Below are 22,970 nucleotides of genomic sequence, written 5' to 3' on the forward strand. Positions count from 1 at the left end.
GGGGCACCGAATGTTTTGAAGCGAAAACCGGTGAGTACTCTAACGCGGCCCCCTACGACGCTCCATAGCCCGGCGACCCCTCCTTCGCCAAGCGACACACTCCCTCGCGGCGGAGGCGATCCTGGGCCTGCGTGAAGTGCAGGACGTCGCCGGCGTAGTTGCCGTAGCCCAGGAGCACGCCGCCGCCGTTGTGGGCAGTCTTGGCCACGTTGTAGATCTGCTGCGCGGACGGGGAAGCGAAGAGGTTGCCCATTGCAGCGCCGTGCGCCAGGCCCTGGCCCCACCAACCCAGCGAAGGCCGGGTAGTGGCCTGAACCGCCGCCGATCACCAGGGCCACCGTGTCCGGTGTGCTTCTAGTATTGCGGACAACGCCGCCGGAGACGCGCTTGACCCAGCGGTCGTGAGCGCCTGCTGGCCTTCTTCACCAGCGGCGACATTGCCCCGGGGACCAGGCTGCCGGCGGAGCGTCAGCTGGCCGCCTCACTTGGCGTGGGCCGGTCAGCCGTGCGCGAGGCGCTCGCCGCCCTGGAAATCCTGGGCATCGTGGTGGTCCGGCCCGGTTCGGGCACCTATCTGCGGGACGGCGTTTCCGAACTTTTGCCGCGGACGCTGAGCTGGGGGTTGATGCTGGGTGCGCCGAGGACCCGCGAACTCGTCGAGCTGCGCAGCGGCTTGGAAGTCCAGGCTGCCCAGCTGGCGGCGGAGCGCGTAACCGACGAGGCCCTTGAGCGGATGCGCGCCAACCTGGACACGATGGCGGCCACGCTGGACGACCTGGCTGCGTTTGTGGAGGCAGATGCTGCCTTCCACCGCGAAATCGCGGCAGCCTCCGGTAACCAGGTACTGCAGGAGCTCCTGCAAAGCATCCGTTCGCTTCTCCGCATTTGGGTGGACCGGGCATTGACGGATGAGGGACATGCGGCTGCTGCCCTGAAGGAACACACAGAAATTCACAGGGCACTGGAGGCCCGTGATCCTGCCGCCGTCACAGCCTCAATGCAATCCCACATGGATACAGCATCGCGTCGGCTCCTTCTTGGCTTGGACGCTTCCCATTGGCGCGAATGCATCCCTAAGGCGGTCCTCGGCTTATCTCTCCCGGGATCCGGCTGATGGTGAGTGGCGGCTCCCTACCGCTCATCAGATCGAGCAGCACTTGGGCTGCCTGTGCATGCAGTGTCGGGGCGACCGCGGTGATTCCGGGTCTCCGGATTTCAAACCAGTCCGGATCACCGTATCCCGCGGGGTCGTTTACACGTGGGATGGGCCTGAACCAGATGCGGGGCAAGCTCGGGAGCTGACCGCCAAGCGCAACGAGCTCGTCAATCGCTCCCGCGTCGCCGCGACCCAGGTCCAGGTCAAATGCAATCCTCGGGATTAACTGATTCGATCTTGAGCTGCTGTCCTGCGTACCCTCTCACGAGTAGTGTCGCTAAACGTAGTTGGGCCCTCGATAATCCAGTGCACAACTATTTCAGCTCATAGCCGCCTGACCAGGTCAGGTAGCCGTTTCGTTCGTTTGGCTGTAGAACCGTGCAAAGCGGTGAAGGTAGAGGTACATTCCGAGGAAGACCACGGCACCTAGGAGCGGCCCTGCCCAGAAAGCGATGGGAGTGCCGTGGATGAGGACCGCCGCCGCGCCGAATACCGCTCCAACCACCCCCACACCAGGGCTGGCGGTAGCGAGCTTGCCCTGAATCTTTCTGCCAACTTGACGGTATCGGATGCTATGGAGGACGGCGAAGAGGATAAAAGCGCTGCCCATTATCAGGGGCCAAGGCATTTCAGCCACTGCTACAACGCTCAGAGTCAGCCCGTACATGGCCGCGAGGGCAAGCCAATAGTTCCTTGCGATTATTTTCTTGTTCATCGGCATCCTCGGTTGATGTCGATTACAGTTCCTGCGATGGCCATAGCGGCTGAGCAGCCCAACGCCGCCATCGGTCCGAAGAATCCGAGAGCACCGCAGAACGCCGCATTTGTGCTCCACCACGCCCAGAATGCTGCCCAGGCAGCAGGGCATTGCGGAAAAGCGGTCTGCATGCCCATGCTGCCTTTTCCTCCGCCAACCATGATTGGCTTTGCCTTGACGATCTGGGCAATTCTCAAGCTGTTCGGCCCGTCACTGACTTCCAGCGAAAGGTATCCGAGGTCAGTTAATTCGACTAACGCCGTCAGGACGTCAGTTGGCATTAAAGCGGCTAAGAATTCTTGCTGAAGCCGGCTGTCGAAGCGGCTGTCAGAGGAAAGAAAAGCGGTAAGCGGTTTTGATTCTTCGATAATCTGAAGCCGCACCGCAAAACCAAGCGGATCAGCTGACTTAGCCTGCCTTAGACGGTTCAAAGCTTCCTGCGTTTGAGCCGGATTGGGTTGAAGCAGGGCGACGCCCGAGCTGGCCGCGGCTATGGTTTTGGCGCCAGCAGCTCCCGCGGGTCCAATCGATGCCGCCATGAGCGCTACGACGGCAGTAAAGGTGGCTGCCAACCGGCAAAAGTGTTTCCAAGCTTTTTTGTTGTAAAACATGTATCCCCCAATACGGATTTCACAAATCAGTTGCGACTGCGATCCCGCCGGCCCAGATTTTTGGAGGCGGCAGTGGGGCCAAGGCTACGTATGGCCATGATGCATCGCAAGTCAAACACTGTCCCGACGCTGCCTGACAGAAGAAGCGGCATGGGCGGCAATTATTTATCCTAAGTTCTTGCGCCACCGCGCCGTTCACAGTGTGGTCTGGGGCGATGAATGGCGGTGCTTCAGCCCACCTAAACGTCGCCTTGGATGTCAGAGGCGGGTGTGAGAAGCAGTCAGGTCGGCTTGCGACTGCTGCTCGCCTGGCTCGTATCCCTGGGAAAATGAGATGTCTCATCGAGCGGAGAGACGTGTGACCTGCACAATCGCTTACTTCTAGGGAATGGTGGACGCGCGAGCGTAAGGCGATTCTCGTAACTTATGTCTCATAACTTCGTAGCTAAAATCTGGTACTCATCCTTGGTTATGAGACAGGTGAGCGGGCGTCGGTTCGAGGGGATTAGAGCGAGGCCGGAACTAAGCACGCTTCTGGGTTCAGCAGGCTAGTTTCTTGAAAAAACGGAGCTTTCCAGGCCCGCGGCCCTGCTCCGACGGGCGGTTGATCGCCGACCGCCCAGCCGTCGGCATCACTGCCCGCGATTTGGCGCAGGCCCTCGCCCCCGGAATTTCCAAGCCTGAACTGAACATCGTCGCAGACCTGACGTCAGGTTGGACTGTTTAGTTCAGCCTGGCAATAACTGGAGTGCTCTTTCGCCAGCCGCTGGTTGCACAAGAGGGTTGGCGGGACATGACCCGGATGCTGGGACGGTCGCTGCTGGTGCGCCGGGAGATGGGAGCGGCATCAACCCGTGACGGTTCAACCGGTCCCGTGCTGATCGAGTACAAGTTAGGCTCAGGCGGCGGCCATGCGGCCCGCTAGACTCCCTTTATGCGCAGAGCGTCGGCACGAGGCCCCGACGCCGCCGGAAGGGAACGCGTACTTATCCTGTCAGCAGGGGTAGGAGCGGGGCACAATAGCGCCGCGGCGGCGTTGGAGCAGGCCTGTGCCGTGCGCGCCGACATCGATGAGGTGCAGGTGCTGGACGTGCTGCAGGTGAGCAGCTTGCTCTACCGCACACTGCTGGGCAAGGGTTACTTCGTCCTGGTCGAGGACTTGCCCTGGCTGGTCGAGTGGGGCTACAACATCAACGACCGTCCGTTCCGGCGCAGGGGCCCAGTAGACCCTTGGACACGGGTGAACGCTCTTCCGGTAACTGACGCCATCAAGCGATTCCGGCCGACAGCGATCGTATGCACGCACTTCCTGCCAGCCCAACTGCTGGCGTCGCTGCTCCTTCGTGGTGTGATTGACGCGAGGACCGCCGTCGTCACGACGGACTACGACTTCCAGGGCCTATGGCTTACGGGCGCGTTCCACGCGCTCTTCCTCGCCAGGGAGGAGGGGAGGGTTGAACTGATGGCGCTGGGCTTGCCGCCCGACCGCGTCGCGGTCACGGGCATCCCCATTGCCGCCCCGCCCGCCCCAGCGCCCGCGCGCGATGCAACCAAGCGACCGATGCTGCTGATTTCAGCGGGCGCGACTGGCGGCGACTATGCCCTCTCGGTCGTACGGCAGACGCTGCACATGCGCTCGTCTTTTACGGCCACGGTCCTGTGCGGCCGCAACAATGAGCTGCGGCAGCGCATCGAGCAGCTGGTGGCGCCCGCTGGCGACCGCTACCGCGTGCTCGGCTTTACGGCGGAGATGCCGCAGCTGCTGCAACGCGCCGACCTGTTTGTGGGCAAGCCGGGCGGGCTGTCGTCGTCGGAGTGCATGGCTGCAGGGCTGCCCATGGCGCTTGTGAACACCATTCCGGGGCAGGAGGTCCGCAACGGCGATTACCTGATGGAACAGGGGGCGGCGGTCCGCTGCAATACTCCCGCGACGATCGGCTGGAAGATCGACGAGGTGCTGCGGGAACCGGGCCGCCTGCAGCGGATGCAGGCGGCCGCACGCAGAACGGGCCGCCCTGAAGCTGCGGCGGACGTATTGACCGGACTGCTCGACGGGCCATCCCGTCCCCTGGTCGTGACACGCGCAGCGCAGAAGACAATCCTCGCCGAGAGCGAGCAGCGCCTCGTTGCGAGTGATCTGCCCGGACCCTCCTCGCTGGTCCGCCTGGTCGACCTGGCTGCGGGGAGCACAGTCGCGCTGCTTCGGGCCGAGGAGCTGGGTGATCTTGAGAAGCGGTACGCCACCCCGAACGGGGGTCTGGTGCTGCGGGACGGCCAAGCGTTCACGTCGCTCAGGGGGGAGGAGCGGCGGCTGCTCCGCGCCATTCTGCGGAGGGACGACGAGCTGCCCGTCCGCGTCGAGGGGCCCTCGCCGGCCCCTCCCATCCTTCCCGAGAGGCCGGAGGAACACGGCCCCTAGCGAGCTCAGGGCTGGCCGGCCGTCCGGGACGGCATCCTCGTCGGGCGGTCCTGGGCGGCTCGGCAAGCTGTCCGCGCCCGCCCCAGCTGACCGGCTGTGCTGGGCGGCGGGCAGAGCACAGCCGCCCGCGTGGGGGTGACGAAGCAGGTTAACGCAGACAGAGGCAGCATCGTTAGCTTCCCGCGCTTTGGTCTCCACACCAATCGCGAGCTCGACCCGTTCCTCCAGCGACAAGTTTCGAGTCGCGGCCCGTGGAGCTGTCGCAGGGACAAAGTGGAGGCGCCTATCACGGTGAACTGAACGACTGGGACGCCGACCGGCGAAACCGCTCCGGTCACGAACGGTCCCCGGCCGAGCCTCAACGGGATTAGCGGGGACAGCAATCAGGGGAGTCGCTATCGAGCAGTCCGAGGATCTCCGCGTCCGTCATCCGGTCGATCAGTTGCTCCGCGGCGTCATGCGCGTCGCCCTCCCGAGGGCTGTTCCTTAGACCGCTCGACTCACTCCAACAATCGGCAGTGGGCCTGTAGCGTCAGGGACGCCGGGAAGCTGCGTAGGTTGAACTTCGCCAACGGCCGGCTCATGAACTGCCCGCATACGAAAGAGCGCTACGCCAGAGATGAGGAACCAGGCAACGTTCGTCACAACCGACGGCCATGCCCCATGGAAGACGCCATTGACAATGAAGGCACAGGCTCCGATGAGATTCGCTGATTGGAAGCGCTTGCCGGCCTTCAACCAGCCCATGGAGACAGCCAAGTAGGCACTCAGAATTGCAACTGCGCCGCCCCAGCCGGCAGCTTCCCACAGCAGTTCCATGATGTCCTTTCCCCAGCGCTATCCCGCATCTGCCAGGCGGCAAAGTGTGCCCCCTACGCCAAATATTGAGTGATGAAGACCTTCACTTCAATTGCATTCTGCTGAAGGTGTGGTTTAGAACTGCTTAACATGGATATCGACCCGCGCCGGTTGCGCGTTCTCCTTGCTGTTGCACGTACCGGCGGCATCCTTGCAGCTGCAGACGAGCTCCGAATCACACCCTCTGCAGTATCCCAACAGCTCAATAAATTGGAGGCGGAAACGGGCCATGCCCTGGTGGTACGTACACCCAAGGGATCATCGCTGACACCTGCGGGCCTCGCGATAGCTGAAGCCGGCGAAGAGATCGAACGGGCACTGAGCGTTGCCCTCGGAAGGATGCAGGGTGGAGCTACCGTCGAAGGTGTCGTTAAGGTAGGCGCATTCACGAGCTTTGTGCGAACGCTGGTGATCCCACGGCTTCCCGAATGGCGCTCCCAGTACCCGCAGCTGAAGATCCAGATTGTGGAAGACGACTTCCCGGTCCTGATGCGGCTCCTGCGTCAACAACAGCTGGACGCCGTCGTGGTCGAACTGGACTCGACCACGGCAGGGCAACAAGCATTGGGCGCCGGAATGATTGAGCAACCGCTGCTGGACGAGCCATGGAAACTCGTCGTTCCTTCCGGAACACTGATCGCTACCGAGAACGTTAATCTCGGCCGGCTGCCCCTTCCCTGGCTGGGAGTCGAGCCTTCCGCGGCCAATGCTTCCGTACTCGATCGACTCCGCCGAACGGGCGGCGCGGCGGAGACCGTTCATCAGTACCAGGAAACCCTGACCGCCCTCGCGCTGGTTGCCGCCGGGGAAGGTGTCGCGATCGTACCCACACTGGCTCTGGCCGGCGTCGTTCAGGACGGCGTGGACGTCCTGGACGTTCCTGGATTGGGGACCAGGCGTATCGTCCTGCGACGGTTCGACCGACGCAGGACGGCAAACCTGCCTGTCGACACAGTAGCGCGCCTCCTGCGGGAATCAGCCGCCGCATTTGATACTCGTGGGCACCGTGAAATTGCCACCTAGCCGAGGCGGGTAACGCCGTCGCGGGAGCCATCGTGATGCCCGCGAGCGATAACGGCCGATTCATTACCGGCACAAAGGCTCGCAAGCCCCGCACAGAGATTCCATCCTTGTATCAAGACGCCGGGACAGGAGTTGTAGAAAAGGGTTGTTCCCACGGCTGGCCTGTGAGGTTAGGGTGATCACGGGCGGTGCCTATAGAGGATCGCCCGGTTGGATGATCAGGTGCCGGCAACGGAGCTGATCCTGGCGATTCGATTCTCGGGAGGAAGCATGACCAGTCCAGAGCAGGATCCAAACCAGCAGGAAGGCCCCGCGGACGGTGGCGCGGCCGGCGTCCCCGGAATGCACGACGGCGGTGCTGACGGCGGTGCCGACGGTGGTGCCGAAGGCCCCGCGGACGGCGGCGCGTCCGGCGTCCCCGGAATGCACGACGGCGGTGCTGACGGCGGTGCCGACGGTGGTGCCGAAGGCCCCGCGGACGGCGGCGCGTCCGGCGTCCCCGGAATGCACGACGGCGGTGCCGATGGTGGTGCCGACGGTGGAGCTGACGGGGGTGCCGATGGCGGCGCCGACGGGGGAGCCGCAGAACGGGGCATCTAAATCTTGAGCACAACCCGCACTGACTTTCAGGACCCCGGCGCAATTGAAGGCGGCGGGGTCCTGGAAACACGCCTGATAGACATTGGCCGTGAGAGGTTCGCCCGCGACATCTGGGGACGCACGGCACTTCTCACACGTGGTGCCGGCGACTTCTCCGATCTGTTCTCTGCCGGGGCCGTCGACGAACTGGTCTCGCGCCGAGGACTGCGCACACCTTTTCTCCGCGTTGCCAAGGGCGGCTCCACGTTTCCCGACTCGTCGTTTACCTCGCCCGCCGGCGTCGGCGCCACCATCTCTGACCAGCTCGACGACACAGCGCTGTGGCGCACGTTCGCGGACGGTGCCACGCTGGTGCTGCAGGCACTGCACCGCACCTGGGCGCCTGTCGCGGACTTCAGCAGCAGTCTGAGCACAGAGCTGGGACATCCGGTGCAGGCGAATGCCTACATCACCCCGCCCCAGAACCGGGGCTTCGACGATCACTACGACGTCCACGACGTCTTCGTCCTGCAGATTGAGGGGACCAAGCGCTGGATCATCCATGAGCCGGTCCACACGGATCCGCTGCGTGACCAGCCCTGGACCGACCGCCGTTCCGCCGTGGCCGAGGCAGCGAAGGCCGAGGCCTATATCGACACTGTGCTCGAGCCAGGGGACGTCCTTTACCTGCCGCGGGGCTGGTTGCATGCCGCCCAGGCGCAGGGCGAGGTGTCCATCCACCTCACCCTTGGAATCCACAGTTGGACCCGTTATGCGCTGGCAGAACAGCTGGCGCAGGCCGCCCTGGCAGCGCTGTGCGATGATCCCGAGATGCGCCGTACGTTGCCGCTGGGAGTCGAAGGGCCTGATGCAGAGCTCGACGTCGTCCGTGAGCGCCTCGCCGCTGCTGTCGTTGAGGCTGACAGCAGTCCTTTGTTCTACCGCACCCGCCGTGGCCAGGGGCGTCCGGCGCCGCTGGGGCCGCTGGCCCAGCTCGCGGCTGTGGGCGGCCTGGGCCCCGGGTCTGTGGTCCGGCTTCGCGGTGCACTGGAGGCACGGCTGGAGGGATTGCGCCTCACCACGCGCGTGGGTTGGCTCGATTTCCCAGAGACCGATCTGCCCTCGATAACGCGCCTGCTCGACGGGGAGATTCACGCCGCGGGCGATCTCGGCGTCGAACTTGTTGGAAGGCTGTTGCGCGCGGGGGTCCTCGTTCCCGTTGAACAGTGATCCAGACAGTGACTTCGCCACAGTAGCGGCCACAAAGCGCTTCTTCTGCTCTGAAGGGGCCCGCTTGCGTGGCGACCCGGTTGCAGGCACAGCGCCGCATGGCGTCGTCTGGGTCCTCATCGAGTACCGGGGCGGATGGCCTCTCAATGGCTTTGAAGGGCTTGATCTCGATCCTGGAACCAAGGCGCTCGTGCTCTCCGCCGCGGGGGCGGCGCGGGCACGGGTGCTGCTGGTGAGACGGCCCGGCCCCCGCCGCCGTGAAGGCCAGAGCCGTTGGGCGGTCCTGCGGCACGAGGATTCGGGCGCCTACCGCCAGTACTGGGGCACGTGGGGCAAGGATGAGGATCTGGCTGAGATTGCGAGGGCCCTCAGTCTCCCCGGAACGCTCGGCTATCCGCCCGTCGTCCTGGTCTGCACCCACAGCCAACATGACCAATGCTGTGCTGTGTGGGGACGGCCTGTGGGACGTGCGCTGAGCGAGCGGTGGCCGGAGCTCGTCTGGGAATGTTCGCATTTAGGCGGTGACAGGTTCGCAGCCAACGTCGTGGTTGCACCCGACGGTGTCTACTACGGAAGTCTGGATGTGGACTCGTCTGTGGCCACGATTGAAGAACACCTCGCCGGCCGTATCAGCGCGGAGCATTTGCGCGGATACACCGATCTCTTCCCGGCACAGCAGACCGCCGTCGCCGCCGCGCTCAGGCGTTTCGGCCCGGCCGGCCGTCATGACTTACGGGTGGTCGAGACCTCCCGCAACGGTGAACACTGGCGGATCCGCATCATCGGATCCCCTCCTCACCCGGCGCGTATCGACATTGAACTGCGTACTCAGCGCGGCCCGCGATGCCGTCTAACCTGTCGCGCACCGGCAATGAGCTCGGCCGTGGTCTATGAGGTCCTTTCGATCCGCACGGTCTAAAAGTTGAACGTCTTGTTCGTCCTGTGCAAAGGAGGTGTGGACACGGTCCACACCTCCTTTGCGAAGGTTGAAGCGTGCCTCATTGACCGGGCTCCCAGCCCACTGGAACTGGAGCCGAGGGAATGGGCGAAGCTTCGGGTTTAGTCCTTCCGATGCTGATCCACCAACAGTTCGTGGTTGCAGTGCAGTAGGAGCTCGTGTCGGAAGTGAAGGCCTAACCAAGGCGATGCGGCGTAGTCGTCGATGCCAAAGGCCTGGGCAAACGGTGCTTCTTCAGCGCCCATCATCTGGCTCGGCCTACGTGGAGGAAGTGTTGTCTGAACCACGCTAGGGAGTGCTGTTCGATGTTGTGGCATGGTCTCTCCTCATCTTGGAAGGTGCGGGTCGGTCAGAAAGCGCGAAGGATGTCTTCGACGCGTTGTTTGGCGTCGCCGAAGAGCATTTGCGAGTTGTCGCGGAAGAACAGGGGGTTCTGGACTCCGGCGTAGCCGGCGGCCATGGAGCGTTTGAACACGACGACGTTTTCGGCTTCCCAGACTTTGAGGACTGGCATGCCGGCGATGGGGCTGCCCGGGTCTTCGGCCGCTGCGGGGTTGACGGTGTCATTGGCGCCGATGACGAGGACCACGGAGGTTTCGCCCAGGTCGTCGTTGATTTCGTCCATTTCCATGACGATGTCGTAGGGGACTTTGGCTTCGGCGAGGAGGACGTTCATGTGTCCCGGGAGGCGCCCGGCGACGGGGTGGATCCCGAAGCGCACGTTGACACCCTTCTCGCGGAGCTGGTGGGCCAGTTCAGCGACGGGGTACTGCGCTTGGGCGACGGCCATGCCGTAGCCGGGGGTGATGACGACGGACGAGGCGTTGGCCAGCATTTCCGCTGTCGCTTCGGCAGTGATTTCCCGGTGCTCGCCCTGGTCCGTGTCCCCCTTGCTGGCGGGTGCTGCGATGCCGAAGCCTCCGGCGATGACGGAGATGAAGGACCGGTTCATGGCTTTGCACATGATGTAGGACAGGTAGGCGCCGGAGGAACCGACGAGGGCGCCGGTGATGATGAGCAGGTCGTTGTTGAGCAGGAAGCCGGCGGCGGCTGCGGCCCAGCCGGAGTAGCTGTTGAGCATGGAGACGACGACGGGCATGTCGCCGCCACCGATGGAGGCTACAAGGTGCCAGCCCAGGCCTAGGGCCAGGATGGTGACGACGATCAGGAGCCACAGCTGGGAGTCGTTGACGTACCAGACGGTCAGGACGACGAACACAACGAGGGCGCCGAGGTTGATCGCGTTCTTTCCCGGCAGCATCAGCGGTGAGGACTTCATCCGGGCCGAGAGTTTCAGGTAGGCGACGATGGAACCGGTGAAGGTGACCGCGCCGATGAAGACACCGATAAACACTTCTGCGTGATGGATCGCTTTGAGTGCGTCGGGCAGTTCGGGGCTTTCAAGGTGCCCGTTCCAGCCCACCAGCACCGCGGCGAGGCCCACGAAGCTGTGCAGCAGCGCGATGAGTTCGGGCATGCCGGTCATCTGCACCACGCGGGCCCGCCACAGGCCGATCGCGGCGCCGACCAGCACCGCGGCCACCAGCAGGATGAGGCCGGTGAGTACCTGGGAGGAGCCCCAGGCGTTTTGGAGGGTCAGCCAGATGGTCGCTGCCAGGGCAACCACCATTCCGGAGATGCCGTAGATAACTCCTGCGCGTGCCTTCTCGTGCCTGCTCAGTCCGGCCAGGCTGAGGATGAACAGCAGGGCCGCGACGATGTATGCCGCCCCGGCTACGGACTCTGCGGTCAAGGGGTCGGAAACGGTATCAGTCACTGTGATGCTCCTCGTAAGAATTCCTGTTGCTTCGCGAACGGCGCTCATCCCTGTGCCTTATTTCCCTTGGAGAACATCGCGAGCATGCGCCGGGTCACGGCGAACCCGCCAAAAATGTTGATGCTGGCAAGTAGGACAGCGACAGCGGAGAGGGCCTGCACGATCACGCTGCTGGAGGTGATCTGCAGCAGGGCACCGACGACGATGATTCCGGAAATCGCATTGGTCACGGACATCAGGGGAGTGTGCAGCGCGTGGTGCACTTTGCCGATGACATAGAAGCCGACGACGACGGAGAGCATCAGCACTGTGAAGTGCTGCGGCAGCGGATCCGGGGCCACCGCGTTGATCCCGAACAGGGCGGCGATACCCGCAGCAATCAGACCGGCTTTACCGGCAGGGCCCAGCCCGGTCTTCTTGTCGGCTTTGCCTGCAGGGCGCTCACCGGCGGGTGTGGCCGCCGCCTGGGCAGGGGATGCAGCGGAGACCTGGACCGGGGGCGGGGGCCAGGTTTTCTCTCCCTCGCGTACGACCGTCACGGAGCGCTGGACCACGTCCTCGAAGTCAAGGGCCAGCTGGCCGTCCTTGTTCTGGGTGAGGAGTTTAAGGAGGTTGACCAGGTTGGTCCCGTACAGTTGGGACGCCTGGGCCGGAAGCCGGGCCGGCAAGTCGGTGTAGCCGAGAATGATGACACCGTTTTCGGTGACGATGCGTTCACCTGCCACGGAACCTTCAACGTTGCCGCCCTGCCCGGCAGCCATATCCACGATCACGCTGCCAGCTTTCATCCCGGCCACATCATCGGCCGTGAGGAGCTTCGGCGCGGGCCGGCCCGGGATCAGTGCCGTGGTGATGATGATGTCAACGTCACGGGCCTGCTCGGTGTAGATCTCGGCTGCACGCCGGTTGTACGCCTCCGACGTCGCCTTGGCGTACCCATCAGAGGACTTCATCTCTTCCTCGACCTCAACCTTGAGGTAAGTACCACCAATGGACTTCACCTGATCCGCCACCTCGGGCCGGGGATCGGTAGCGCGAACGATCGCGCCCAGGCTGCTCGCCGCACCGATCGCGGCCAGGCCAGCCACGCCCGCGCCGGCGACCAGGACCTTCGCCGGCGGGACCTTGCCCGCCGCGGTGACCTGACCGGTGAAAAACCGGCCGAACTCATGGGCGGCCTCGACCACGGCACGATACCCCGCGATGTTCGCCATCGAACTGAGGACATCCATCGACTGCGCACGGGAGATGCGCGGCACAGCGTCCAGCGCCAGCGCCGTGATTGGACGCGCCGCCAGCGCCTCTACCAATTCCGGCCGCAGCCCGGGGCTCAGCATACCGATCAGGGTGGCGCCGTCAGCGAGGCGGTCGATCTCTTCCTCGGTGGGCGGATTGACCCGCAGCACCACGTCACTGCCCCACGCATCATCAGCACCAACAATCAAGGCACCCGCCGCTGCATACGCCTCGTCCCTGAACGACGCGGACTCACCAGCCCCCTTCTCGACCACAACGTCGTAGCCCAAACCCAACAACTGCTTCACGGTGGCAGGCGTTGCCGCCACCCTTGTCTCGCGACCCAACTCGGCCACGATGCCAATACGTGTCATTATTCTCTTTCTCTAGGATGTGGTGCCTGGAAAATTCGGATGCAGGGAGACAGCATCTGCCGCTTGATGCGCGGCCGATCCGGTGCTTCTGGGTGCGGGGGAACAGGATCTGCTCGATGGGTCCGCTTCGGCCGCAGGTCGAGGAGGGCTGCCGCACCTGGCTGCTGAACGTCGTTCTTCACACAGTTCGATGGCGCGGACATGCTCCGTTGTCCTGCCCACGCTCGCGTGTCAATCCGCGACAATCAGCGGGGCCGTCGGGACATTAATGTCGCCAGATGGAAGGTCAGCACGCGGTTCCCCTGGATCTTTCCGCTTGGCCGCGTCCTGCGCGCCGCTGAAGGCAGTTGCAATGCCCAGCCTTCTGCGACGGTGCGCGAGTTGCTGCATTTGTTCTACTCCTCATCGAGCCAACAATCGATCCTCCAGCGGACCCCGATCTAGTATAAGTCTCATATATCAAGTATGGGAATAAGATATATCAATGTTTCCTATCGGCTGTCCGGGGACCCCAAACCACTCCCAAAACTTGGCGGGTCAGCGAAATCAGTTGCCAGCGGCAGCGGTAGGAGCCCCATGGTCGGAGAATTAGGGGGTGGCGATCACGATGTTCTTGTGGATGGGTTTCCACCCATCGCCAATGAGTTTGTCCAGGTCGTAACCGTCAGATACCAGGACAACTTCAACAACACCTGTGCCGCTCACATTGAAAATTTCCCTGTCGTCCCTCACGTCCGAGCAGCCCGCGACCCAGCGGGCTTGGCTGTCTTTGGGAAAGGCAGCAACGCCGGCCCGCCGGCTATCGCCGCTTTTCGCTCCGAAATATCTGATGTCATTGTGCTCGACCAGGAACCTCACACTGTTCGCTGGGATTTCATTTTGCGGCCAGATGGTGACGTCGCCAGGAAGCCGGTCTTCCGCTTCGGCTGGAGAGTCCAGCGCGTTGATCGTCGGCTTCGAAGTGCAGCCGGTCAGCAGAAGTGCCGCGGCCAGTATCGCAGCAAGGATCTGCGGATGTTTCATAGCGCTGCCCCCTCAGGCCTATGGTCCAGTCAGCCTACATGCCAGCTCCGTTATCGATGGGTTGGCGTAGGCTCAGGGACATGTCAGGTCCGGGGGATTGCGGCACCAAAATTCTAAGGGCGCTTTACTGGCGGTCTCCGTCGGCCTCATGCTGGCAGGTTGTAAATACCACGAGGGTTCCAGCGAACCGTCAAGCGAATCGACTGTCGTTGCTCAGCCACTGCCAGCACCCGCAACGAAGCCTGCTGAAGTGTTGAGGCTTGAGCAGCGTAACCGAGCGAAACTGGACGAAGTGCTGGGCGTCTCATCTACGCAGACGGTCGTCCCTGGGCGGCGCCGTCCGCTTCAGTTCTGCGATGCGCAGCCGAAGGAACACGATGACCAGGACCAGGGCATAGACCGCCAGGACGGCGACGGTGATCGTGAACACCGCGTACAGCACTCCCAGAACACCAAAAGCCGGACTTATATTCATTGGCCCCCCAATAGTCGTTGGCCCCAGCTTACGCGCGGCCGTCACCCGTTTCCGGCTGGAGAAACCGAAGGCCGCAGGACATCCGCCAAATGGCGTTTGCCCTGCGGCCCCGGCTCTGTTGGTCGCGTACTAGTTCTTGACGTAGCCGTTGGGGTTCAGCACGAACTTCGTTGCCGCTCCGGCGTCGAATTCGGCGTAGCCGCGCGGGGCGTCCTCGAGCGGGATGGCCTGGGCGTTGACTGCCTTTGCGATCTGGACCTTGTCGTGGAGGATGGCCATCATCAGCTGACGGTTGTACTTCATGACAGGGCACTGGCCCGTAGTGAAGGACAGGGACTTGGCCCAGCCGGTGCCCAGGGAGAGCGAGAGCGAGCCGTGCTTGGCAGCCTCATCAACGGCACCCGGATCTCCGGTCACGTAGAGGCCCGGAATACCCAGGGAACCGCCGGCCGCCGTGATGTCCATGAGGGAATTCAGGACGGTGGCAGGTGCCTCGTGGGAGGCGTCCTTTCCGTGGCCGCGGGCTTCGAAGCCGACGGCGTCCACGCCGCAGTCCACTTCCGGGACGCCGAGGATCTGTTCAATCTGGTCCTTCGGGTCGCCCTTGGAAACGTTAACGGTTTCACAGCCAAACGAGCGTGCCTGCGCCAGGCGGTCTTCGTTCATGTCGCCCACAATGACGACGGCGGCACCCAGCAGTTGGGCGCCGACGGCGGCCGCGATGCCAACAGGGCCGGCACCGGCGACATAGACTGTGGAGCCGACGCCGACGCCAGCGGTCACGGCGCCGTGGAAGCCGGTGGGGAAGATGTCCGAGAGCATGGTCAGGTCCATGATCTTTTCCAGGGCCTGATCGCGGTCCGGGAAGCGCAGCAGGTTCCAGTCGGCGTAGGGGACCAGGACGTACTCTGCCTGTCCGCCGACCCAGCCCCCCATGTCGACGTAGCCGTAGGCGCTGCCCGGCCGGTCAGGGTTGACGTTGAGGCAGATCCCGGTCTTTTGCTCCTTGCAGTTGCGGCAGCGGCCGCAGGAGATGTTGAAGGGTACGGAGACGATGTCGCCGACCTTGATGAACTCGACGTCGGGCCCCACCTCCACCACTTCACCGGTGATTTCGTGGCCGAGGACAAGGTTCTGCGGAGCCGTGGTGCGGCCGCGGACCATGTGCTGGTCCGATCCGCAGATGTTGGTGGTTACGGTGCGGAGGATCGCGCCATGGGGCACCTTGCGGCCGACGTTGGCCGGGTTGACGCCGGGGCCGTCCTTGAGTTCAAACGTCGGGTAGTCAGTGTCGATGATTTCGACGACACCGGGTTCCTTGTAGGCGACAGCTCTGTTTCCTGACATGGTCACTTCCTAATCGTTGGTGTTACTGAAATGGGGAACTTGAGGGGGATCTAGGCCTTTTCCAGCCGGATGATCACGGACTTTGAGGTAGGCGTTCCGCTGGTATCCGCCACGGAGTCCAGCGGCACCAGGACGTTGGTCTCCGGGTAGTAGGCGGCGGCACAACCCTTCGGCGTCGAATACGACACAATGCGGAAGTTTTCGGCCCGCCGCTCCGTCCCCTGGAACTCGGAGATCAGGTGGACCATGTCCCCGTCGGCAAAGCCCAGCTCACTGACATCCTCGGCGTTGATGAGCACCACGCGCCGGCCGCCGTGGATGCCGCGGTAACGGTCGTCCTTGCCGTAGATGGTGGTGTTGTACTGGTCGTGTGAGCGGAGGGTTTGCAGGACCAGCCGGCCGGGAGGGATCTTGATGAATTCCAGCTCGTTGCCGGTGAAGTGGGCTTTCCCGGATGCCGTATCGAACTTCCTGGCATCCCGTGGCGGGTGTGGCAGCACAAAACCGCCCGGATGCTGGATCCGCTGTTCAAAGTCTTCAAAGCCGTCAACCACCGCTTCGATGTGCTTCCGGATCAGCGAGTAGTCATCCCGCATGGCGAGCCAGCTGGCCTGGGGTGTGTTGGGCACGCGGCCGTGGCCGTCTGCAAACAGCCTGTGGGCGAGGTTGCACACGATGGCTACCTCGGAGTGGAGGTGTTCGCTTGCGGGCTTGAGCCGTCCCCGTGATGCGTGCACGGCGCTCATGGAATCTTCCACTGTGACCCGCTGGTCGCCTGTCTGCTGGGTATCCTTCTCGGTGCGTCCAAGGGTAGGCAGGATCAACGCCCGGCGGCCTGTGGACAGATGCGAGTGATTCAGTTTCGTGGAGATCTGAACACTCAGGCTGGTGTTGGCCAGGGCCTGCTCGGTGACCTCCGAGTCCGGGGCTGCACGGACGAAGTTGCCGCCCATCCCCATGAAGAAACGGACCCTGCCGTCCCGCATGGCGCGGATGGCTGCCACGGTGTCAAAGCCGTGCTCCCGGGGAGACCGGAAGTTGAATTCCTGGTCCAGCCGGTCATGGAACGTCTCCGGCATTTTTTCGAAGATGCCCATGGTGCGGTCGCCCTGGACGTTGGAGTGGCCGCGCACCGGGCAGACGCCGGCGCCGGGCTTGCCGATGTTGCCCTGGAGGAGCAGGACGTTGACCACGTCGCGAAGGGTAGGCACGGAATGCTTGTGCTGGGTCAGCCCCATGGCCCAGCACACGATGGTTGCATTCGACGCAAGCAGCCGTTCTCCCGTTGCCCTGATTTGCTCCAGGGTGAGGCCTGTTGCCTCCACGATGTCATCCCACTCCACCTTTTCGAGGTAGCGCAGGTAGTCATCAATGCCCACTGTGTGGTTTTCGATGAAGTGGTGGTCCAGGACGGTTTCCAGGCCCGGGGTGTTCCGGCCGGCAGCTTCGGCTTCAAGCAGGTATTTGCCAAGGCCCTGGAACAGGGCCTGGTCGCCGCCGGCGCGGATCTGCAGGAAGTCGTCGGTCAACCGGGTTCCCGACACCATGCCGGCTACATGCTGCGGGTTTTCAAAGTGCAGGAGTCCGGCCTCGGGAAGCGGGTTGACGGACACGATAATCGCGCCGTTCTTTTTCGCCTTCTCCAGGGCGCTCAGCATGCGCGGGTGGTTGGTGCCGGGATTCTGGCCCGCTACGAAGATCAGCGACGCGGTTTCCAGGTCCGTCAGGCTGACAGAACCCTTGCCGATTCCAATGGTTTCCACCAGCGCCGAACCCGAGGATTCGTGGCACATGTTGGAGCAGTCAGGAAGGTTGTTGGTGCCGATTCCCCGCACCAGCAGCTGGTACACGAATGCTGCTTCATTGGAGGTCCGGCCGGAGGTGTAGAAGACCGCCTGATCGGGGTGGTCCATGCCCCGCAGCTCCTCGGCCATGAGGTCGTAAGCCGTATCCCACTCAATGGGCTTGTAATGGGTTGCGCCTTCATCGAGGAACATCGGGTGGGTGAGCCGGCCTTGCTGGCCCAGCCAGTAGTCGTCGCGGGTCTTCAGGTCAGCAACCGAGTGCTTGGCAAAGAATTCCGGTGTGACACGGCGACGGGTGGCTTCTTCGGCCACTGCCTTGGCGCCGTTTTCGCAGAACTCCGCGGCGTTGCGCTTTTCGTGTTCGGGCCAGGCGCAGCCCATGCAGTCGAACCCGTCCAGCTGGTTCACTGCCAGGAGCGTGTGGACACTGCGCAGTGGCCCCATCTGTTCCAGCGAAATTTTCAACGCATTGGCAACGGCCGGGATGCCTACGGCCTTGGTCTTGGGTTTGGTGACGGTCAGCTTTGACTCGTCGATGTTTTCGCGGGGGGCTTTGGATGCCACGGGGGATATCCCTTTCAGATCCTGGAAGTGAAGCAGTCGGCAGGTGCTTGCGCGGCTTGCGGAAGAGGGCGGGTACAGCGGCCCGGACCCGGTCGTTGCGAGGGAAAGGGTCCGGGCCGCTTGCCTTGTTGGCCGCAGGGCGCGGCTTAGCCCCGGAGCCTGGTCATGGTGGGGTCGTAGAGGGGGTCTTGGGTGATGGTGGCGGGGATGCGGCGGCCGAAGTATTCGATTTCGACGGCGTCGCCGATGTTGACGGTGGATGGGAGGTAGGCGTAGGCGATGGGTTTTTGGATGGTGTAGCCGTACGCGGCGCTGGTGATGTAGCCGAGGGGCTGGTTTTTGTAGAACACGGGTTCTTTGCCGAGGACGATGGAGCGGCCGTCGTTGATGGTGAGGCAGCGCAGGCGGCGGGCGGAGTTCTCTTCGGTGCGGCCTTCGAGGGCTTTTTTGCCGACGAAGTTGTCTTTGGTCATTTTGACGGCGAAGCCGAGGCCGGCCTCGTAGGGGTCGTGTTCGGTGGTCATGTCGGTGCCCCAGGAGCGGTAGCCCTTTTCCAGGCGGAGGGAGCTGAATGCTGCGCGGCCGGCGGCGATGATGCCAAAGGGTTGTCCTGCTTTGAAGAGGGTGTCCCAGAGGCGTTGGCCGTTGTCGGCGCTGGTGTAGAGTTCCCAGCCGAGTTCACCGACGTAGGACAGGCGCATCGCGGTGACGGGCACGCCGCCGATGACGACTTGCTTGGAGCGGAAGTATTTGAGGCCGTCGTTGGTGAAGTCGTCGTTGCTGACCGCGGCGACGACGTCGCGGGCGAGGGGGCCCCAGAGGCCGATGCAGCAGGTCCCGCCGGTGGTGTCGCGGACCTGGACCCAGTCGGCCGGGCCGCCGTTGTTGGTTTGGTGGCGGGCGGCGCGGTCGAAGTAGGCGGTGTCGATGTTGCCGTTGGCGCCGAGCTGGAAGGTGTCTTCGGTGAGGCGGGCGACGGTGATGTCACTGCGGATCCCGCCGGCGTGGTCCAGCAGCAGGGTGTAGGTGACGGCGCCGGGTTTTTTGGTCATGTCCGCGGTGGTCAGTTCCTGCAGGAGTTTCTGGGCTCCGGGACCGGAGACTTCGAGGCGTTTGAGCGGGGTCATGTCATACATGGCGACGGCGGTGCGGGTTTTCCACGCTTCGGCCGCGGCGATCGGGGAGCTGAACATCCCGGACCAGGCATCCCGGGCCGGGGGCTGCCAGTTGGCGGGCATGTCTTTGAGGAGCTCTGCGTTCGCTTCGAACCAGTAGGGCCGTTCCCAGCCGCCGCCTTCGAGGAAGACCCCGCCGAGCTGTTTGTGCCGGGCGTGGAAGGGGGAGACGCGCAGGTTGCGGGGGGAAAGTTTGGGCTGGAGCGGGTGCAGGACGTCGTAGATTTCGACGAAGTTCTGCTGCGAGGTCTCAGAGACGTATGCGTCGGTGAGCTGGACGTCTTCGAAGCGGTGGATGTCGCAGTCGCCGAGGTCGATGGAGGATTTGCCCTCCACAAGGAGTTCGGCGACGGCGCGGGCGATGCCTGCGGAGTGGGTGACCCAGACGGCTTCGGCGACGTAGAAGCCGTCGAGTTCCTTGGATTCGCCCACGAGGGAGCCGCCGTCGGGGGTGAAGGAGAAGATGCCGTTGAAGCCGTCCTCGATCTCACTTTCGTGCAGGGCGGGCAGGAGCTGTTTGGTTGCTTCCCAGGCGGGCAGGAAGTCTTCGAGGGTGAAGTCCAGCCGGGAGGGCATGTTGTGTTCGCTGATCTCGTCCGGGTTGTAGGTGCCGAGTTCGTCGAGGTCCACGGGCATGGGTTTGTGGGCGTAGGAGCCGATGCCGTACCGGTCGCCGTGTTCGCGGTAGTAGAGGTCCTGGTCCTGGTGCCGCAGGATCGGCAGCCGGGCCCCGTTCGGGAGCTCGTTTTTGCCGTGCTGGGCGGGGACGGGGGTGGTTTTGACGTACTGGTGTGCCAGCGGCAGCAGGGGTACTTTCATGCCGATCAGTTCGCCGACCTTGGCGCCCCAGAACCCGGCGCAGGAGACCACGATGTCCGCGTCGATGACGCCGTCGGGGGTCCGGACGCCGGTGACGCGGCGGTTTTCCTGTTCGATGCCGGTCACTTCGGTGTTGCCGATGTACTTCACGCCGGCGGCTTCGGTGCGTTTGATCAGCAGCTGCACCGCCCGCGCGGCGGACGCGAGCCCGTCACTGGGCACGTGCAGGCCGCCGAGGATGTCTTCTTCGTTCAGGAGCGGGTAGAGCTCCTTGCACTCGTCGCGGGAGAGGATCCTGCCCTCGATGCCCCACGATTGGGCGTAGCCGAGCTTGCGCTTCAAATCAGCGAGGCGGGTTTCGGTGGTCGCGACCTCGAGGCCGCCGACCTGGTTGAAGCAGGAGACGCCGTCTTCGGTGAGGGAGAGGAGTTTCTCGACCGTGTATTTGGCGAACAGGGCCATGGACTTGGACGGGTTGGTCTGGAACACCAGGCCGGGGGCGTGCGAGGTGGACCCGCCCGGCATGTTCAGCGGGCCCTGGTCCAGGACCGTGATGTTGTTCCAGCCCCGGGTGACGAGTTCATCGGCGAGGTTGGTGCCCACGATCCCGGCTCCGATGATGACAATACGTGGCGACGATTCCATAAAAGGGTTCTCCTGCAAATTCTCAAAAAAAGACTGTGTGCCCCGGGTGCGGGTGGGGGTTAGCGGAAGACGACGGTGCTGGTGTCGTCGAGCAGGACGCGGTGCTGGCAGTGCCAGCGGACGGCGCGGGAGAGGGCGAGGGCTTCGGCGTCCTGGCCGACGGTGGAGAGCTGGGCGGGGCCGTAGGTGTGGTCCACGCGGATGACTTCCTGTTCGATGATCGGGCCTTCGTCCAGGTCGGCGGTGACGTAGTGCGCGGTCGCGCCGACGAGTTTGACGCCCCGGTCGTAGGCCTGGTGGTAGGGGCGGGCGCCCTTGAAGCCGGGCAGGAAGGAGTGGTGGATGTTGATCGCCCGGCCCTCCAGGGCCCGGCAGAGGTCGTCGGAGAGGACCTGCATGTAGCGGGCCAGGACCACCAGGTCCGCCTGGTACTCGTCCACGAGGTCCAGGAGTTTCGCCTCGGCGTCGGCCTTGGTCTCCGGGGTGACCGGGAGGTAGATGAAGGGCAGCCCGGCCGCTTCTGCCATCGCCCGGTGGGTTTCGTGGTTGGAGACCACTGCCACGAGTTCCCCGCCCAGGGTCCCGCCGCGCCAGCGGAAGATCAGGTCGTTCAGGCAGTGCCCGAACTTCGAGACCATCACCAGGACCCGCTGCTGTGTCTGGTCGTGGAAGCTGAACTTCATGCCGAACCGGTCCGCGACCGGCGCGAATTCGGCCGCGAGGGTTTCCGGGGTCAGGTCCGGGGACCCGGAGAACGCGGTGCGCAGGTGCAGGGTCTGGCGCAGGCTGTCATCGAACTGCTGGTGCTCGTCAATGTTGAAGCCGCGCTCAAACAGGAAGGTGGTCACGGCCTGCACGATCCCGGCCTGCTCGGCGCACGAGAGCGTGAGCACGAACTTCTGCGCCTGCTCCGTTGCCGGCGCTGCCAGGGCCGCTGCGGTTGCCTCTGTCTGCATGAGGGTCATGGCCCCTCCTCCTTTAGATATATTCAAAAGTAGCGAACTGATATATTAGATTGGACCCCAGCGTATACTCGACTGTGACGCAGGTCAACATCTTTATGTCGGTCTCGGACAAACGATTTTCAGAGTTCGTCCTCCGGCCGGGCGGCGACGATCCGCTCAGCGTTCTTCTGCAGGATGTCGAGCGACTCCTGAACCAGGGGAGAGGCAATACTGCCCCTGCGTACGGCCGCGACAATGCGCCGCGAGGGCCTGCCCTTGCCCGTTAGGCGCAGGCGAACCACATTCTCTGCATTGCGCAGGGGCGCCAGTCGCGGCAGCAAGCCCACGCCGAGCCCTGCACCCACGAAGGCGATCTGGGTTTCCCACTCGACGGCCTCGTGGGCAATCCGTGGTGTCACACCAACTGCCGTGAACGCCGCAGTGAAGAGGGAGTGGTAGGTGGAGCCCGCAGCTTCCGTGATCCAGGGTTCCGAGGCCAATTCTTCAAGCGTCACCCGTTCCCGGGATGCCAGTGGATGGTCAGACGGAATGATCACGTCCAGGGGATCGTCGAGCAGAACGGTCTGTTCGAAACGCAGGTCATCCTCGCCGTAGGTGTTCGACTGCATGGCGACAATGACCGCAAGGTCAATCCTCTCGGCTACCAACAAATCGAAGCAGCGGGCCGGGTCGGCCTCAAGTACTTGTACCTCCAACTGCGGACGCGTTGAGCGGAGAGTAGCCGCAAGCGGCGCGAGCAACTGGGCGGCCGCCGTCGAAAATCCACCGAGGCCGAAATGTGACTGCACCTGGTCGCCGGCCTCCATGGCGGCGGCGCGCAGGCTCTCCCATTCCGCAATGAGGGAGTCCGAACCGGCCACAAGAAACCGGCCTGTAGCGGTCAGCCGCACACCGCGGCCGTCCTTTGCCAGGAGCTGTAAACCGAGCACGCGCTGGAGCTCGCGTAATTGCGCGGAGACGGCTGAAGGGGAGTACCCCGTGAGCTCCGCGGTCGCGCCCACGGTGCCGCAGCGGGCGAATACTCGGAGCGTAATAAGTCTGGGATCAATCATGCACCTATTGTGCACGGTTATCTTCGGATTCTTGCGCTTTTATTGGGCGCTCGTGCGCCCTAATCTCTTGAAACAACGCTTTTTGACAACGGCTGCAGCGACGCACCCGTAGTCGCCCAGAT

General features: G+C 63.6%; 19 protein-coding genes and 1 pseudogene. 7 read left to right on the forward strand and 13 right to left on the reverse strand.

Going from position 1 to position 22,970, the window contains the following annotated elements; all coding sequences use genetic code 11:
* Nucleotides 1-91: 91 nt before the first annotated feature.
* Nucleotides 92-407: pseudogene (locus tag ACJJV6_RS16540) on the reverse strand (dihydroxyacetone kinase subunit DhaK); the annotation flags it as partial.
* A 2-nt stretch (nucleotides 408-409) separates the two neighbouring features.
* On the opposite strand from ACJJV6_RS16540, the gene ACJJV6_RS16545 reads away from it, so the two are divergent.
* Nucleotides 410-1,114 (forward strand): FadR/GntR family transcriptional regulator, encoded by a 705-nt coding sequence (locus ACJJV6_RS16545; protein ID WP_235047006.1) that lies wholly within the window; start codon nucleotides 410-412, stop codon nucleotides 1,112-1,114.
* Between the two features lie 385 nt (nucleotides 1,115-1,499).
* Here the strand turns inward: ACJJV6_RS16545 and ACJJV6_RS16550 are convergent, their stop codons facing one another.
* Together ACJJV6_RS16550 and ACJJV6_RS16555 are read right to left on the reverse strand one after the other, a co-directional pair.
* Nucleotides 1,500-1,871 carry a hypothetical protein gene (locus ACJJV6_RS16550; RefSeq protein WP_009358912.1) on the reverse strand — a complete coding sequence of 124 codons (372 nt, stop codon included), beginning with the start codon at nucleotides 1,869-1,871 and terminating at the stop codon, nucleotides 1,500-1,502.
* Entirely contained in the window at nucleotides 1,868-2,524 is a 657-nt protein-coding gene (locus ACJJV6_RS16555) for a hypothetical protein (protein ID WP_407709454.1), read from the reverse strand. The genes ACJJV6_RS16550 and ACJJV6_RS16555 overlap by 4 nt, the downstream gene beginning before the upstream one ends.
* 793 nt (nucleotides 2,525-3,317) lie before the next feature.
* Between ACJJV6_RS16555 and ACJJV6_RS16560 the strand changes: the two genes are divergently transcribed.
* On the forward strand, nucleotides 3,318-3,449 hold the full coding sequence (locus ACJJV6_RS16560) for a hypothetical protein (protein WP_268743680.1): 132 nt from the start codon (nucleotides 3,318-3,320) through the stop codon (nucleotides 3,447-3,449).
* A 9-nt stretch (nucleotides 3,450-3,458) separates the two neighbouring features.
* A complete protein-coding gene (locus ACJJV6_RS16565; protein WP_354177344.1) occupies nucleotides 3,459-4,943 on the forward strand; it encodes an MGDG synthase family glycosyltransferase in 1,485 nt (494 codons plus the stop codon).
* A gap of 486 nt (nucleotides 4,944-5,429) precedes the next feature.
* Here ACJJV6_RS16565 and ACJJV6_RS16570 read toward each other — a convergent pair whose 3' ends face one another.
* Nucleotides 5,430-5,762, reverse strand: a complete 333-nt coding sequence (locus ACJJV6_RS16570; RefSeq protein WP_083875083.1) for a CBU_0592 family membrane protein — start codon at nucleotides 5,760-5,762, stop codon at nucleotides 5,430-5,432.
* 129 nt (nucleotides 5,763-5,891) lie between these two features.
* Here ACJJV6_RS16570 and ACJJV6_RS16575 point away from each other — a divergent pair, with 129 nt between their 5' ends.
* The 4 genes from ACJJV6_RS16575 to ACJJV6_RS16590 all read left to right on the forward strand — a co-directional run bounded on the left by ACJJV6_RS16575 (nucleotide 5,892) and on the right by ACJJV6_RS16590 (nucleotide 9,552).
* A complete protein-coding gene (locus ACJJV6_RS16575; protein ID WP_009358911.1) occupies nucleotides 5,892-6,824 on the forward strand; it encodes a LysR family transcriptional regulator in 933 nt (310 codons plus the stop codon).
* Nucleotides 6,825-7,094: 270 nt separating this feature from the next.
* Entirely contained in the window at nucleotides 7,095-7,424 is a 330-nt protein-coding gene (locus ACJJV6_RS16580) for a BatC protein (RefSeq protein WP_407709455.1), read from the forward strand.
* Between the two features lie 3 nt (nucleotides 7,425-7,427).
* Nucleotides 7,428-8,633 (forward strand): JmjC domain-containing protein, encoded by a 1,206-nt coding sequence (locus tag ACJJV6_RS16585; RefSeq protein ID WP_354177347.1) that lies wholly within the window; start codon nucleotides 7,428-7,430, stop codon nucleotides 8,631-8,633.
* A gap of 64 nt (nucleotides 8,634-8,697) precedes the next feature.
* On the forward strand, nucleotides 8,698-9,552 hold the full coding sequence (locus tag ACJJV6_RS16590) for a sucrase ferredoxin (protein ID WP_052014161.1): 855 nt from the start codon (nucleotides 8,698-8,700) through the stop codon (nucleotides 9,550-9,552).
* A 388-nt stretch (nucleotides 9,553-9,940) separates the two neighbouring features.
* On the opposite strand, the gene pntB is transcribed toward ACJJV6_RS16590, so the two are convergent.
* The 9 genes from pntB to ACJJV6_RS16635 form a co-directional block, all read right to left on the reverse strand.
* The gene (gene pntB, locus ACJJV6_RS16595; protein ID WP_407709456.1) at nucleotides 9,941-11,416 is read right to left on the reverse strand and encodes a Re/Si-specific NAD(P)(+) transhydrogenase subunit beta; all 1,476 of its coding nucleotides are present in this window, start codon (nucleotides 11,414-11,416) and stop codon (nucleotides 9,941-9,943) included.
* Complete coding sequence (locus ACJJV6_RS16600) at nucleotides 11,413-12,978, reverse strand: Re/Si-specific NAD(P)(+) transhydrogenase subunit alpha (protein ID WP_354177349.1); 1,566 nt, start codon at nucleotides 12,976-12,978, stop codon at nucleotides 11,413-11,415. The genes pntB and ACJJV6_RS16600 overlap by 4 nt, the downstream gene beginning before the upstream one ends.
* A 588-nt stretch (nucleotides 12,979-13,566) precedes the next feature.
* Nucleotides 13,567-14,001: a hypothetical protein gene (locus ACJJV6_RS16605; protein WP_009358907.1), complete on the reverse strand. Its 435-nt coding sequence runs from the start codon at nucleotides 13,999-14,001 to the stop codon at nucleotides 13,567-13,569.
* A gap of 304 nt (nucleotides 14,002-14,305) precedes the next feature.
* Nucleotides 14,306-14,476, reverse strand: a complete 171-nt coding sequence (locus tag ACJJV6_RS16610) for a hypothetical protein (RefSeq protein WP_200859176.1) — start codon at nucleotides 14,474-14,476, stop codon at nucleotides 14,306-14,308.
* Between the two features lie 129 nt (nucleotides 14,477-14,605).
* Entirely contained in the window at nucleotides 14,606-15,823 is a 1,218-nt protein-coding gene (fdhA, locus tag ACJJV6_RS16615; RefSeq protein ID WP_133346830.1) for a formaldehyde dehydrogenase, glutathione-independent, read from the reverse strand.
* 50 nt (nucleotides 15,824-15,873) lie between these two features.
* Nucleotides 15,874-18,192, reverse strand: a complete 2,319-nt coding sequence (locus ACJJV6_RS16620; RefSeq protein ID WP_009358906.1) for an FdhF/YdeP family oxidoreductase — start codon at nucleotides 18,190-18,192, stop codon at nucleotides 15,874-15,876.
* A gap of 146 nt (nucleotides 18,193-18,338) precedes the next feature.
* Nucleotides 18,339-20,831, reverse strand: coding sequence for an FAD-dependent oxidoreductase (locus ACJJV6_RS16625; RefSeq protein ID WP_407709457.1), 2,493 nt, complete (start codon nucleotides 20,829-20,831; stop codon nucleotides 18,339-18,341).
* A gap of 59 nt (nucleotides 20,832-20,890) precedes the next feature.
* A complete protein-coding gene (gene purU, locus ACJJV6_RS16630; RefSeq protein WP_407709458.1) occupies nucleotides 20,891-21,796 on the reverse strand; it encodes a formyltetrahydrofolate deformylase in 906 nt (301 codons plus the stop codon).
* 119 nt (nucleotides 21,797-21,915) lie between these two features.
* Complete coding sequence (locus tag ACJJV6_RS16635; protein WP_035753626.1) at nucleotides 21,916-22,848, reverse strand: LysR family transcriptional regulator; 933 nt, start codon at nucleotides 22,846-22,848, stop codon at nucleotides 21,916-21,918.
* Between the last annotated feature and the right edge of the window lie 122 nt (nucleotides 22,849-22,970).

Origin of the sequence: Arthrobacter nitrophenolicus, assembly GCF_045833485.1 — a bacterium.
Classification (GTDB): Bacteria; Actinomycetota; Actinomycetes; order Actinomycetales; family Micrococcaceae; genus Arthrobacter; species Arthrobacter nitrophenolicus.

Coding starts and splice junctions, on each gene's coding strand:
- ACJJV6_RS16550 (WP_009358912.1), bottom strand. CDS start 1,871: ATGAACAAGAAAATAATCGCAAGGAACTATTGGCTTGCCCTCGCGGCC.
- ACJJV6_RS16555 (WP_407709454.1), bottom strand. CDS start 2,524: ATGTTTTACAACAAAAAAGCTTGGAAACACTTTTGCCGGTTGGCAGCC.
- ACJJV6_RS16560 (WP_268743680.1), top strand. CDS start 3,318: ATGACCCGGATGCTGGGACGGTCGCTGCTGGTGCGCCGGGAGATGGGA.
- ACJJV6_RS16565 (WP_354177344.1), top strand. CDS start 3,459: ATGCGCAGAGCGTCGGCACGAGGCCCCGACGCCGCCGGAAGGGAACGC.
- ACJJV6_RS16570 (WP_083875083.1), bottom strand. CDS start 5,762: ATGGAACTGCTGTGGGAAGCTGCCGGCTGGGGCGGCGCAGTTGCAATT.
- ACJJV6_RS16575 (WP_009358911.1), top strand. CDS start 5,892: ATGGATATCGACCCGCGCCGGTTGCGCGTTCTCCTTGCTGTTGCACGT.
- ACJJV6_RS16580 (WP_407709455.1), top strand. CDS start 7,095: ATGACCAGTCCAGAGCAGGATCCAAACCAGCAGGAAGGCCCCGCGGAC.
- pntB (WP_407709456.1), bottom strand. CDS start 11,416: ATGAGCGCCGTTCGCGAAGCAACAGGAATTCTTACGAGGAGCATCACA.
- ACJJV6_RS16600 (WP_354177349.1), bottom strand. CDS start 12,978: ATGACACGTATTGGCATCGTGGCCGAGTTGGGTCGCGAGACAAGGGTG.
- ACJJV6_RS16605 (WP_009358907.1), bottom strand. CDS start 14,001: ATGAAACATCCGCAGATCCTTGCTGCGATACTGGCCGCGGCACTTCTG.
- ACJJV6_RS16610 (WP_200859176.1), bottom strand. CDS start 14,476: ATGAATATAAGTCCGGCTTTTGGTGTTCTGGGAGTGCTGTACGCGGTG.
- fdhA (WP_133346830.1), bottom strand. CDS start 15,823: ATGTCAGGAAACAGAGCTGTCGCCTACAAGGAACCCGGTGTCGTCGAA.
- ACJJV6_RS16625 (WP_407709457.1), bottom strand. CDS start 20,831: ATGGAATCGTCGCCACGTATTGTCATCATCGGAGCCGGGATCGTGGGC.
- purU (WP_407709458.1), bottom strand. CDS start 21,796: ATGACCCTCATGCAGACAGAGGCAACCGCAGCGGCCCTGGCAGCGCCG.
- ACJJV6_RS16635 (WP_035753626.1), bottom strand. CDS start 22,848: ATGATTGATCCCAGACTTATTACGCTCCGAGTATTCGCCCGCTGCGGC.